The sequence below is a fragment of the Streptomyces sp. NPDC048111 genome (assembly GCF_043202815.1).
Lineage (GTDB): Bacteria > Actinomycetota > Actinomycetes > Streptomycetales > Streptomycetaceae > Streptomyces.
Genome location: NZ_JBIDBD010000005.1, coordinates 210130 through 222670 on the forward strand (window position 1 = coordinate 210130; position 12541 = coordinate 222670).

The 12541-nt window shown below is 69.4% G+C and carries 14 protein-coding genes; 5 read left to right on the forward strand and 9 right to left on the reverse strand.

Annotated elements, in window-relative coordinates; all coding sequences use genetic code 11:
• Positions 1-111: 111 nt before the first annotated feature.
• The 5 genes from ACGF3I_RS12590 (at position 112) to trxA (ending at position 5094) form a co-directional block, all read left to right on the forward strand.
• Positions 112-1845, forward strand: a complete 1734-nt coding sequence (locus ACGF3I_RS12590) for a protein kinase family protein (protein WP_393131002.1) — start codon at positions 112-114, stop codon at positions 1843-1845.
• Positions 1846-1871: 26 nt separating this feature from the next.
• Positions 1872-2576: an RNA polymerase sigma factor SigM gene (gene sigM, locus ACGF3I_RS12595; protein ID WP_393131004.1), complete on the forward strand. Its 705-nt coding sequence runs from the start codon at positions 1872-1874 to the stop codon at positions 2574-2576.
• On the forward strand, positions 2573-3610 hold the full coding sequence (locus ACGF3I_RS12600; protein ID WP_393131006.1) for a hypothetical protein: 1038 nt from the start codon (positions 2573-2575) through the stop codon (positions 3608-3610). Before sigM ends, ACGF3I_RS12600 begins: the two co-directional genes overlap by 4 nt.
• A gap of 139 nt (positions 3611-3749) precedes the next feature.
• Complete coding sequence (trxB, locus tag ACGF3I_RS12605) at positions 3750-4709, forward strand: thioredoxin-disulfide reductase (RefSeq protein WP_393131008.1); 960 nt, start codon at positions 3750-3752, stop codon at positions 4707-4709.
• 49 nt (positions 4710-4758) lie between these two features.
• Entirely contained in the window at positions 4759-5094 is a 336-nt protein-coding gene (gene trxA / locus ACGF3I_RS12610; protein WP_393131010.1) for a thioredoxin, read from the forward strand.
• 147 nt (positions 5095-5241) lie between these two features.
• Here the strand turns inward: trxA and ACGF3I_RS12615 are convergent, their stop codons facing one another.
• The 9 genes from ACGF3I_RS12615 to rpmH form a co-directional block, all read right to left on the reverse strand.
• Positions 5242-5859 (reverse strand): GNAT family N-acetyltransferase, encoded by a 618-nt coding sequence (locus ACGF3I_RS12615; RefSeq protein WP_393131012.1) that lies wholly within the window; start codon positions 5857-5859, stop codon positions 5242-5244.
• Positions 5860-6164: 305 nt separating this feature from the next.
• Positions 6165-7277, reverse strand: a complete 1113-nt coding sequence (locus ACGF3I_RS12620) for a ParB/RepB/Spo0J family partition protein (protein ID WP_393131014.1) — start codon at positions 7275-7277, stop codon at positions 6165-6167.
• Complete coding sequence (locus ACGF3I_RS12625) at positions 7274-8350, reverse strand: ParA family protein (RefSeq protein WP_393131016.1); 1077 nt, start codon at positions 8348-8350, stop codon at positions 7274-7276. Before ACGF3I_RS12625 ends, ACGF3I_RS12620 begins: the two co-directional genes overlap by 4 nt.
• 290 nt (positions 8351-8640) lie before the next feature.
• Positions 8641-9366: a 16S rRNA (guanine(527)-N(7))-methyltransferase RsmG gene (gene rsmG, locus ACGF3I_RS12630; protein WP_393131018.1), complete on the reverse strand. Its 726-nt coding sequence runs from the start codon at positions 9364-9366 to the stop codon at positions 8641-8643.
• A gap of 111 nt (positions 9367-9477) precedes the next feature.
• Positions 9478-9987, reverse strand: a complete 510-nt coding sequence (locus tag ACGF3I_RS12635; RefSeq protein WP_393131020.1) for a protein jag — start codon at positions 9985-9987, stop codon at positions 9478-9480.
• Between the two features lie 15 nt (positions 9988-10002).
• Entirely contained in the window at positions 10003-11307 is a 1305-nt protein-coding gene (yidC, locus tag ACGF3I_RS12640; RefSeq protein ID WP_393131022.1) for a membrane protein insertase YidC, read from the reverse strand.
• 3 nt (positions 11308-11310) lie between these two features.
• A complete protein-coding gene (gene yidD, locus ACGF3I_RS12645; RefSeq protein WP_078966182.1) occupies positions 11311-11646 on the reverse strand; it encodes a membrane protein insertion efficiency factor YidD in 336 nt (111 codons plus the stop codon).
• The gene (gene rnpA, locus ACGF3I_RS12650) at positions 11643-12014 is read right to left on the reverse strand and encodes a ribonuclease P protein component (RefSeq protein ID WP_393131025.1); all 372 of its coding nucleotides are present in this window, start codon (positions 12012-12014) and stop codon (positions 11643-11645) included. The genes yidD and rnpA overlap by 4 nt, the downstream gene beginning before the upstream one ends.
• A 20-nt stretch (positions 12015-12034) precedes the next feature.
• On the reverse strand, positions 12035-12172 hold the full coding sequence (gene rpmH, locus ACGF3I_RS12655) for a 50S ribosomal protein L34 (protein WP_006381191.1): 138 nt from the start codon (positions 12170-12172) through the stop codon (positions 12035-12037).
• Positions 12173-12541 lie beyond the last annotated feature (369 nt).

The window sequence follows — 12541 nt, forward strand, 5'->3', positions numbered from 1 at the left end:
AACCATCACCGGCCACCGCGTGTCGTGCATAGTGCTGGACTGTGGGCACAATTGGCGTGACTTTGCATGGCTGGCCCACAGCACGCAACGGATGGGGAGGCAGGAGCGACGGTGGCGGAACGTAGCACGGCTGCCGTCGACGTGGCCGACAACAGCGGCGACAGCCCGCTGGCCGCCAAGGCGGACCAGGCGACGACCGACGGGGTGACGGAGTCCATCGACACGGCAGACGCGGCGGAGCAGAGTTCGAACGGCGGCGACGGCGAGCGCAGGGCCACGGAGCCGTCCATCGTGACGCCCGAACTGCACAGCGGCCACAAGCTGGCCAGACGCTACCGCCTTGAGGAGTGCGTCACCCGTCTGGACGGTTTCAGCAGCTGGCGTGCCGTCGACGAGAAGCTCCGCCGGGCGGTCGGCGTCCACCTGCTGCCCGCCGATCACCCGCGGGCGCGCTCCGTGCTGGCCGCCGCCCGCTCCTCCGCCCTGCTCGGCGACCCGCGCTTCGTGCAAGTCCTGGACGCCGTCGAGGAGAACGACCTCGTCTACGTCGTCCACGAGTGGCTGCCGGACGCCACCGAGCTCACCGCGCTGCTCGCGCTCGGCCCGCTGGAGGCGCACGACGCCTACCAGATGGTCACGCAGATCTCGCAGGCCATGGCCGCCGCCCATCGCGAGGGCCTGGCCCACCTCAGGCTGACCCCCAGCGCGGTGCTGCGGACCTCCACCGGGCAGTACCGCATCCGCGGGCTCGCGGTGGCCGCCGCGCTGCGCGGCATCAGCTCCGACACCCCGCAGCGCGCCGACACCGAGGCCATCGGCGCCCTCCTGTACGCCGTGCTCACCCAGCGGTGGCCGTACGAGAGCGACGCCTACGGGCTGCACGGCCTGCCCAAGGGCGTCGGCCTGATCGCACCCGACCAGGTACGGGCCGGTGTGCACCGCGGTCTGTCGGAGCTCGCCATGCGGGCGCTGGTCAACGACGGGGCCACCGCGTCCCGCCAGGAACCGCCGTGCACCACCCCGGACGAGCTGGTCAAGGCCATCGGGGAGATGCCGCGCATCCGCCCGCCGGAGCCGGCCTTCACCGCGCCGCCCGAGTACCAGCGCACGACCTACCAGCAGGGGACGTACGGGCGTCCGGCCGCGGGCCCGGGCCCGGCCGTCAGCCAGCCCGTGGTGCCCCCTCCGCCGCCGCTCCAGGGGCGCACCGGCAAGGCCCTGAAGTGGGCCGTCTCCGCCCTCCTGATCGCGGCGCTCGGCCTCGGCAGCTGGCAGCTCGCCGACACCCTGCTCCACCACGACCAGGGCAGCTCGAACGAGACCGGCAACACCCGCACCACCGACCAGGACGAAGGCGACAAGCCGAAGGCTCCCCTGCCGATCAAGATCCAGGACGCGCGGGAGTTCGCGCCGGACGGTTCGCCGCAGGCGGCCGACGACGTGAGCAAGACGTACGACGGCAACAGCAAGACGTACTGGCGCACCAAGCGCTTCGACGACGGCCCCGATCTGGTGCCGTCGGTGAAGACGGGTGTGGGCATCGTGTACGACCTGGGATCGGCCAAGAACATCTCCACGGCGTCGATACTGTTGCGCTACCCCGGCGACCACACCACGATCACGCTGTACGCCGCCGACTCGCTCTCCCCGTCGGGGACGGTCGGTGGGATGAAGAAGATCGCCACGTCTCAGACGTCCGGCACCCAGGCGGATCTGAAGGCGAGCGCTCCCGTCTCGTCCCGGTACGTACTGGTCTGGATGACGGCCATGCCCAAGGCGCCTCAGGAGGACTACAGCGGCCCGGGCTACAAGCAGGCCATCACCGACGTGAAGTTCGCCGGCTGACCGAAACGGCAGGGGGAGGCTCACCGTTGGACGAGGCCACACTGGGCGAGACCAGCGACCAGGACCTCCTGTCACGCCATGTCGACGGAGACCCCGACGCCTTCGGTGAACTCGTACGGCGCCACCGCGACCGGCTGTGGGCGGTGGCGCTGCGCACTCTGGGGGACCGTGAGGAAGCCGCTGACGCCGTTCAGGACGCCCTCGTCTCCGCCTACCGGGCCGCCCACACCTTCCGCGGCCAGTCGGCCGTCACCACCTGGCTGCACCGCATCACGGTGAACGCCTGCCTCGACCGCGCCCGCAAGGCCGCCTCCCGCAAAACGTCCCCGGTCGACGACACCGAGCGCCTCGAGCAGCTCTTGGAGCCCCACGAGTCGGCCGAGGCGCCGGCCGAGCGCCAGGATCTGCACCGTCAGCTCATCGAGGCCCTGGGGACGCTCCCGCCCGACCAGCGCGCCGCGCTCGTCCTCGTCGACATGCAGGGCTACCCCGTGGCCGAGGCCGCAGCGGTGCTCGACGTCCCGACCGGCACGGTGAAGAGCCGCTGCGCACGGGGCCGGGCACGGCTGTTGCCTCTGCTCACTCATCTGCGCGCCGATACGGGGGGTAACGGTGAGTCCGGTGGGGGAAGGAACCGGACGCCGGGGACATCCGTCCCACCGGAGTCGGGAACGAACAGCGCAGGACCGAGCGATTCGGCTGCCGTGAAGGGCGGAGGTGGGCGCGCGTGACATCCACGACCGGTACGACACAACACCCGGACGTCTCGGAGATCTCGGATCTCACCGAGGGCCTGCTGCCCCCGACCCGCTCGGCCGACCTCCGTCGGCACCTTCAGGGCTGCGCCCTGTGCGCCGATGTCCAGGCCTCGCTCGAAGAGATCCGCGATCTTCTCGGCACTCTGCCCGGCCCCCAGCGCATGCCTGCCGACGTGGCGGGCCGCATCGACGCGGCGCTCGCCGCCGAAGCGCTTCTGAACGCCACCGCTCCCGGCGACAGCCCGCGTGAAACGGAGCGTGGAACGACGCATGTTTCACGTGAAACACCGGGCGCGGAGAGCGGGGCATCCGGCAAGGCCGCCGCCGTGCCAGGCAGCCACGCCGACGAGTCGGATCAGCCAACGGCGCCCGATGGGGCTGAAGGTCTCGGAGCGAAGGCCGCGGACTCCCTGTCTCCTGCCTCCGATCGTCCGACCGGCCATGCCCGTGCCGCGACGGGCCCCGGACGGGCCGCACGGGCGCGCCGCCGGCGGACGGCCGTGCTCAGCGCGGTGATCGGCGCCGCCGCCATCGGGGCCGGAATCTTCTTCGTGCAGAACCTCCAGTCCCCTTCCTCCACGCCCCAGGCCCGCCCTGCCTCGTCCCAGGCGGCCTCGTCCGGTGGCACCGTGTACTCCTCGGGCACGCTTGAGGGCCAGGTCCAGTCACTGCTGGCGCAGCACGGCGGGCAGAACCCGGGGAAGGCGCCCTCGGCACAGATCGCGCCGTCCACCAAGAACGCCCCCGCCAACGAGAACCCCTCGGACAGCCTGCGCTCCGCGCCCAGCATCCCGGCCTGTGTACAGGCCGGGACCGGACACGGCGCGCAGCAGCCGCTGGCGGCCGAGCAGGGCACCTACGAGGGCACCAGGGTGTATCTCGTCGTGCTGCCCGACGAAGCGGACGCCACGCACGTGAAGGCCTACATCGTCGACGCGGCCTGCGAGAACGCCGGTTTCGCGGCCCCCGGCAAGCTTCTGCTGACGCACTCCTACCCGCGCGGCTGAGGGACAGCGCGGGCCACGGTTCGCGTGCTGCCGTCCGGCTCGGGAATGCAACCCCCGTAGGATCCGTTGGGTGGGGTGAGAGTCCTGGACCGGGGCCCCGACAGGCAGTAGGCAGTCCGCAGAGACGAGGAAGAAACCCGTGAGCGACGTCCGTAACGTGATCATCATTGGCTCGGGGCCGGCCGGATACACGGCCGCGCTGTACACCGCACGTGCGTCGCTGAAGCCGCTGGTGTTCGAGGGCGCCGTCACCGCCGGCGGTGCGCTCATGAACACCACCGAGGTGGAGAACTTCCCGGGCTTCCAGGACGGCATCATGGGCCCGGAGCTCATGGACAACATGCGCGGCCAGGCCGAGCGCTTCGGCGCCGAGCTGGTGCCGGACGACGTCGTCGCGGTCGACCTGACCGGCGACATCAAGACCGTCACGGACACCGCGGGCACCGTGCACCGCGCCAAGGCCGTCATCGTCACCACCGGCTCGCAGCACCGCAAGCTGGGCCTGCCCAACGAGGACAAGCTCTCGGGCCGCGGTGTCTCGTGGTGCGCCACCTGCGACGGGTTCTTCTTCAAGGACCAGGACATCGCCGTGGTCGGCGGCGGCGACACCGCGATGGAGGAGGCGACCTTCCTGTCGCGCTTCGCGAAGTCGGTCACGATCGTCCACCGCCGCGACAGCCTGCGTGCCTCCAAGGCCATGCAGGAGCGCGCCTTCTCCGACGAGAAGATCAAGTTCGCCTGGGAGAGCGAGGTCGCCGAGATCCACGGTGACCAGAAGCTCTCCGGTCTGACGCTGCGCAACACCAAGACCGGCGAGACCTCCGAGCTGCCGGTCACGGGCCTCTTCATCGCCGTGGGCCACGACCCGCGCACGGAGCTCTTCAAGGGCCAGCTCGACCTGGACGACGAGGGCTACCTGAAGGTCCACGCCCCGTCGACCCGCACCAACCTGACGGGTGTCTTCGGCGCCGGCGACGTCGTGGACCACACCTACCGCCAGGCCATCACGGCCGCCGGTACGGGCTGCTCCGCCGCCCTCGACGCGGAGCGCTTCCTGGCCGCTCTCGCCGACAGCGAGAAGGCCGAAGCCGCCGTCTGATCCGCCCCATCCAGCTTCCCCTCCCCCCAACACCCCTTAGGAGACTGCCGTGGCCGGCACCCTGAAGCACGTGACCGACGCCGACTTCGACGAGGTCGTTCTCAAGAGCGACAAGCCCGTCCTCGTGGACTTCTGGGCCGAGTGGTGCGGCCCGTGCCGCCAGATCGCCCCGTCGCTGGAGGCCATCGCCGCCGAGCACGGCGACCAGATCGAGATCGTCAAGCTCAACATCGACCAGAACCCGGCGACGGCCGCCAAGTACGGCGTGATGTCGATCCCGACGCTCAACGTCTACCAGGGCGGCGAGGTCGCCAAGACGATCGTCGGCGCCAAGCCGAAGGCCGCGCTGCTGCGTGACCTCGACGGCTTCATCACCGAGAAGTAGGCGCTACCGCGACGCGTTCCGAAGGCCCGTGCCGTTGGGACGCGCTCGCTGTTTCACGTGAAACGGGCCCGGCCCCCTGATGGGGGACGGGCCCGTTTTCCATGCCGCCCCGCTACAGGGGGCACCCCACCACACGGGGCAACATCACTACAGAGGCCGCAGCGCGGGCTCCTTCTGAACGGCGCCCAGCAACCGGTCCAGGGCCAGCTCGACGTCTTCCTTCCAAGACAGCGTGGTGCGCAGCTCCAGCCGCATCCGCGGATATCTCGGATGCTGCCGTACGGTCTTGAACCCGACCGCGAGCAGGTGATCGGCCGGCAGCACGCAGGCGGGCTCCTTCCAGCGCGCGTCCCCGAACGCCTCGATGGCCTTGAAGCTGCGGCGCAGCAGATCCTTGGCCACCGTCTGCACCAGTACTCTCCCGAGCCCCTGGCCCTGGTAGCCCGGCATGATCCAGGCGGTCATGAGCTGGGCGGCATCGGCGGACAGCGGGCTGGTGGGAAACGCGGTGGAGCGCGGGACGTAGGCCGGGGGCGCGTACAGCACATAGCCGACCGGGATGTCGTCGACATAGACGACCCGGCCGCAGGAGCCCCACTCGAGCAGGACGCCGGAGATCCAGGCCTCCTTCTCCAGCTCGGGTCTGCCGGCCTTTACCGCGGCCTCTCCGCTGACCGGGTCGAGTTCCCAGAAGACGCAGCCGCGGCAGCGCTTGGGGAGGTCCGGAAGGTTGTCCAGCGTGAGCGGTACGAGCCGTCGCCCCATGGAGGCTGTTCCTCACTTCCCTCGCCTGCCGCACCTCGCGCGGCCGACAGCGCGCTCCGCTCCCGTAGCAGGCTGCCGACGAATCCGCCGACCGCCCCGAGACCGAGCCCCGCCGTCACCAGTCGAGTGCGGCTCACCGATCGCATGGCCCCCGCCCTCCCTCAAGGATGGATCAAGGTGGATCTGCCATACCAGAACGCATCGTATCCACCCGCTTCGCGCAGGGGTACCGTGCGCATGCAAGGGGCGGCCCGTGATCCGGTGGGTACCGGATCGCGGGCCGCCCTCACGCGGTGCCGGACGACTCAGCTGTCGTCGTCCTCCGAGCCGCCCGCCGAGCCGCCCTCGGCGAGACCCTTCTCCAGGACCCGTCCCTCGCCCGGGGCGAGGGTGCTGAGGATCCGCTCCAGATCCTCCATCGAGGCGAACTCGACGACGATCTTCCCCTTCTTCTGCCCGAGGTCGACCTTCACCCTGGTGTCGAAGCGGTCCGAGAGGCGGTGCGCCAGGTCGGAGAGCGCGGGTGCGACGCGCGCGCCGGCACGCGGTCCCTTGGCCTTGGGAGCGGCCTGCGGCTCCGAGCCCATCAGACTGACGATCTCCTCGACCGCCCGCACCGACAGGCCCTCCGCCACGATGCGGTGGGCGAGGCGGTCCTGCTCCCCGGTGTCCTCCACGGAGAGCAGAGCCCTGGCGTGGCCCGCCGAGAGGACGCCGGCGGCCACCCTGCGCTGCACGGGAGCCGAAAGGCGCAGCAGACGCAGCGTGTTGGAGACCTGCGGCCGGGAGCGGCCGATGCGGTCGGCCAGCTGGTCATGGGTGCACTTGAAGTCCCTGAGCAACTGGTCGTAGGCGGCGGCCTCTTCCAGCGGGTTCAGCTGGGCCCGGTGCAGGTTCTCCAGCAGGGCGTCGAGCAGGAGCTTCTCGTCGTCCGTCTCCCGGACGATCGCGGGAATCCGCTCCAGGCCGGCTTCCCGGCAGGACCTCCAGCGCCGTTCGCCCATGATGAGCTCGTAGCGCTCGGGCCCCGTCTGGCGGACCACAACGGGCTGGAGAAGGCCGACTTCCTTGATGGAGGTGATGAGTTCGGACAGCGCGTCCTCGTCGAACACCTCACGCGGCTGGCGCGGGTTGGGCGTGATCGAGTCGATCGGCAGCTCGGCGAAGAACGCACCGGCCGGTCCCACCGGCTCCGGGGTGACGGCCTCCGGCTCGGGAGCCGGGGTTGTTTCACGTGGAACGGAGGCAGACGGCAGCGTCGTCACCTTCGCGGCCGCCACCCCCCGCTCCGCGGTCAGTACGGGCACCGACGACGGGGACGTGGAAGCCGTCCCCACGGCGGAACCGGGCTTCTCCTGTGCCGCTGACGGGATCAGCGCACCGAGCCCACGCCCCAATCCCCTGCGTCGCTCACTCACTGGATCCCCTCCGACATGCTGTGCTGGTTGTTCTGGCTGACCACATGCGCGTGCGTGGGGTCGTACTGCATACCGACACCGCGCAGGGCGATCTCGCGGGCAGCTTCGAGATACGACAGCGAGCCGCTGGAGCCCGGGTCATAGGTGAGCACCGTCTGCCCGTAGCTCGGCGCCTCGGAAATGCGGACCGAGCGCGGAATGCTGGTCCGCAGCACCTCCTTACCGAAGTGGCTGCGCACCTCGTCGGCCACCTGGGAGGCGAGCCGGGTCCTGCCGTCGTACATGGTGAGCAGGATCGTCGACACATGGAGTGTCGGATTGAGGTGGCCGCGCACCAGATCGACGTTCCGCAGGAGCTGACCCAGGCCCTCCAGCGCGTAGTACTCGCACTGGATCGGGATCAGCACCTCGGCCCCCGCGACCAGCGCGTTGACGGTCAGCAGGCCGAGCGAGGGCGGGCAGTCGATCAGGATGTAGTCCAGCGGCTGCTCGTACGCCTGGATGGCGCGCTGCAGCCGGCTCTCCCGGGCCACGAGGGACACGAGCTCGATCTCCGCACCGGCGAGATCGATCGTGGCCGGGGCGCAGAAGAGGCCCTCGACGTCCGGGACGGGCTGGACGACCTCCGAGAGCGGTCTGCTCTCGACCAGGACGTCGTAGATGGAGGGGACCTCGGCATGGTGGTCGATACCCAGTGCCGTCGAGGCGTTGCCCTGCGGGTCGAGGTCGACCACCAGGACCCGGGCGCCGTGCAGCGCCAGGGAAGCGGCCAGGTTGACCGTGGTGGTGGTCTTGCCTACGCCGCCCTTCTGGTTGGCCACGACCATGATCCGGGTCTGGTCGGGCCGGGGAAGGCCATCGCCGGCACGGCCGAAAGCCTCCACCGCCAGCTGGGCGGCACGACCGATGGGGGTGTCGTCCATCGGGGGCGGCGTTTCACGTGAAACATCCTCCCCCGCCGATTCGGTACGGGGGCCGGGGACCGGATCGGTCATCGGTCCCGCGATGTTGGCGTCGGACCGCACGGATTCACTCTCCTCGACTTCAGGCTCGCAGTGAACAGAGCCTCCCATGTCTTCGGGGTCGTGAACCAGCGAGGCCCGGTCTTCTGTGGATGAATCCACCTCTGTGGACAACTCCGTAACCCCCGCGGAGGACGCAAGGCCCCCCGCAAACGGTTTACGGTCGCGCGGAGAGGAAGCCGCACGGCCGCGGCTGATGATTCCATGCAGCAGTGAGCGACGTTTCACGTGAAACACGATGCATCCGCGCTCCCCGGAGTCCGTTACGACACTCCGAAATGCGTACCTATGCCGCCTTCTATGGAGCATTCATCACTGAATGCCCCATTTGCGGCACGGCTTCAGCGACGACGCCGGGTCCGGCTCGTCCGTGCGGCCTTGGCCCGCTTGGCCGCGAACCGCACTCCGCCGGGGCTCTCGCCGACCTCCACCCGTACGACCGTGGAAAGCGGGTCCACCACGCCCTCGCCGACGTGCAGCACCGTGGTCTCCACCACGCCCAGCTTGCTCAGCGCGGCGCGCGCGCCGACGATCTCCTCCTCGGCGGTGTCGCCCTTGAGCGCCAGCATCTCGCCGTAGGGACGCAGCAGCGGAACACCCCAGCCGGCCAGCCGGTCCAGCGGAGCCACCGCGCGGGCCGTCACCACATGGACCGGGGTGACCTTGCCCAGCATCTCCTCGGCCCGGCCGCGCACGACGGTCACATGGTCGAGGCCCAGGAGCTCCACGGCCTCCTGGAGGAAGTTGGTGCGCCGCAGCAGGGGTTCGAGCAGGGTGATCTTCAGGTCCGGGCGCACCAGCGCCAGCGGGATCCCGGGCAGTCCCGCGCCCGAGCCGACGTCGCACACGGTCACCCCCTGCGGCACGACCTCGGACAGCACCGCGCAGTTGAGCAGGTGCCGCTCCCACAGACGCGGCACCTCACGGGGCCCGATCAGACCTCGCTTGACCCCCGCATCCGCGAGCAGCTCCGCATACCGCACGGCCTCGGGGAAGAACTCCCCGAAGACCTCCCGCGCCTCCTGGGGCGCCGGGGGAAGCTCCGCTGCTGCCTCTGCCTCCGTCACGGGGACCGTCCTTCCCTACCTAAGCGTTACCGCACAGTGGTGGCTGACTATCAGGCTGACAAAGATCGGCCCCGCCTGCGAACAGACGGGGCCGACCAAGCAAATGACCGCTCAGGCGGGCAGCACGACGACGAAGCGCTGCGGCTCCTCGCCCTCCGACTCGCTGCGCAGGCCCGCGGCGGCGACGGCGTCGTGCACGACCTTGCGCTCGAACGGCGTCATCGGGTCCAGCTTCACCGGCGCACCGGTGCTCTTCACCTCGTCCGCCGTCTTGGCGCCCAGCTCCGCGAGCTCCGTGCGCTTCTTGGCCCGGTAGCCGCCGATGTCCAGCATCAGACGGCTGCGGTCGCCGGTCTCGCGGTGCACGGCCAGGCGCGTGAGCTCCTGGAGCGCCTCCAGCACCTCGCCGTCACGGCCGACGAGCTTCTGCAGGTCACGGTCGCTGTCACTGATGATCGAGACCGCGGCCCGGTCGGCCTCGACGTCCATGTCGATGTCGCCGTCGAGGTCGGCGATGTCGAGCAGGCCCTCGAGGTAATCGGCGGCGATCTCCCCTTCCTGCTCCAGGCGGGAGAGGGTGTCGACGCCCTCAGCGGCCGGGGAGGTGGTGCCTTCCGTCACGGGATGGACTCCTTCTTACTTCTTGGACGGGTGCTTGGGCCGCTGCTGACCCTTGCGCTGACCCGACTTGGCTCGTGCCTGGCCCGCGGTGGGCTTGCCCTGCTTCGGCTTGGTGTCCTGCTGGGGCTTGGCGTCCTGCGGCTCGGCCTTCTTCTCGGCCCGCGTCGCCGCGGGTGCCGCGTCCGTGGCCTCGGAGGAGTCCTTCGACAGCGAGGTCTTGGCGACCGCGTCGTCCTGCTGGGCCGTACCCGCCTGGCGCTGCGCCTTGGTCTGACGCTTGGGCTGCTGGCGCCTGGGAGCCGCGGCGCCCTCCGCCTCGAGCGTCGCCACGTCGCTCTTCACCACGGTGCCGTCGGCCTGGGCCGCGAAGCCCTGCTTGGAGAGCCCGGTGATGAACTTGCGCTCGTTGTCGTTGCGGTCCGGGCCCTTGGCCACGATCGCCTGCACGATGGTGCGGCGCTTCTTGCCGCGCACCTCGCCGTGCGTGCCGATGTTCTTGATCAGCCGGTCCAGGTAGTGGGCCTGCGCCTTGGAGCCCGGCGTCGGGTTCTGGCTGATGACGTACATCTGCTGGCCCATGGTCCACACGTTGGTGGTCAGCCAGTAGACGAGGACACCGACGGGGAAGTTGATGCCCATCACGGCGAACATGACCGGGAAGACGTACATCAGCATCTTCTGCTGCTGCATGAACGGCGTCTTGACCGTCAGGTCCACGTTCTTCGTCATCAGCTGGCGCTGGGTGAAGAACTGCGAGGCCGACATCATCACGATCATGATCGCGGTCACGACGCGCACATCGGTCAGCGAGGCGCCGAGGCCCTCGACCTTGGAGGCGCTGTCCATGAACTTCGCGGCCAGCGGGGCGCCGAAGATGTGCGCCTTCTGGGCGCTCTCGAGGAGCGGCTGGTTGATGACGCCGATGGTCTTGCCATTGGCGATGCCGGCGAGCACGTGGTAGAGCGCGAAGAAGAACGGCGACTGCGCCAGGATCGGAAGGCACGAGGAGAGCGGGTTGGTGCCCGTCTCCTTGTACAGCTTCATCATCTCTTCGGACTGACGCTGCTTGTCGCTCTTGTAGCGCTCCTGGATCGCCTTCATCTTCGGCTGGAGCGCCTGCATGTTCCGGGTCGACTTGATCTGCTTCACGAAGAGCGGGATCAGGCAGATACGGATCAGCACCACGAGGGACACGATCGACAGGCCCCAGGCCCAGCCCGTGTCCGGCCCGAAGATCGCGCCGTACAACTTGTGGAACTGGACGATGACCCAGGAAACAGGCCAGGTGATGAAGCTGAACAGACTGGCAATCGTGTCCACTAATCAGGCTCCTTGAGCATTGGGCGGGGTCTCTGCGGCCGGGCTTGTCTCGGTCTCAGCGGCGGACTGACCGCCCTTGTCACCTCGCCAGGCAGCGCGCAGCGCCTCGTGCCACCGAGGTCGCTTGCGCTCCGGTACGTAGTCCACACCGCCGGGCGACCACGGATTGCACCGCAGGATCCGCCAGGCGGTCAGGGCTGTGCCTTTGACGGCACCGTGCCGGTCGATCGCCGTATATCCGTAGTGGGAACACGACGGGTAGTACCGGCAGACGGGCCCCAGAAGTGGGCTGATCGTCCACTGGTACAGCTTGATCAGGGCCAGCAGCGGGTACTTCATCGCGCGCCCCCTCCCAGCAGCCGCGCCAGGGCGGCATCCAGGTCTCGGGCCAGCTGTGCATGGTCGGCGTCGCCCGCACCGGGCAATGCCCGTACGACCACCAGGCTACCGGCGGGCAACTGGGACAGCCGTTCGCGCACGAGGTGGCGAAGCCTGCGCTTCACCAGATTGCGGACGACCGCCACGCCGACGGCCTTGCTGACAACGAAACCCGCACGCGTCGGGGGAGCGCTCTCCCCAGGCGCGTGCGGGTCCGTTGTACCGCTGCGTAGGTGGACGACGAGGAGCGGGCGGCCGGCCCGGCGTCCTCGGCGTACCGCGGTCGCGAAGTCCTCGCGCCGCCTCAGCCGATTCTCGGTAGGCAGCACGTCATGACCTGTTAGCTGATTTACGCGGACAGGCTGGCGCGACCCTTGCCACGGCGGTTCGCGAGAATCGCGCGGCCGGCGCGGGTACGCATCCGCAGGCGGAAGCCGTGGGTCTTGGCGCGGCGACGGTTGTTCGGCTGGAAGGTGCGCTTGCTCACTCGGGGGCTCCAGAAATGATTCGTTGGCGGCGGGACATCGCCTGGCTGTCACCGTGCGCCCACGAGTAGCTCGCGTATACGCCCGTGTGCACCGCTTCACGACCACAGATCGTGATCTTTGCCCATCGGAGGCAGGCGGCAGCAGCCATCGACAACTCGACCTGGTTACGGTACGCGCGGCTACGCCATCCGGTCAAACCGGCCCTTCTGCGGGGCCCGGTATGCACAGGCTGTGGACAACAACTTGAACCACGTCAGTGGCCCCGACTACCGTGGCCGAACTCCGAAACTTTTCCCCATCTGTCCTTGCTGTCTGTCTGTGCCATCCCATCCCGTCCCGAGAACCACACATTCGTGGGACCTGCGAGA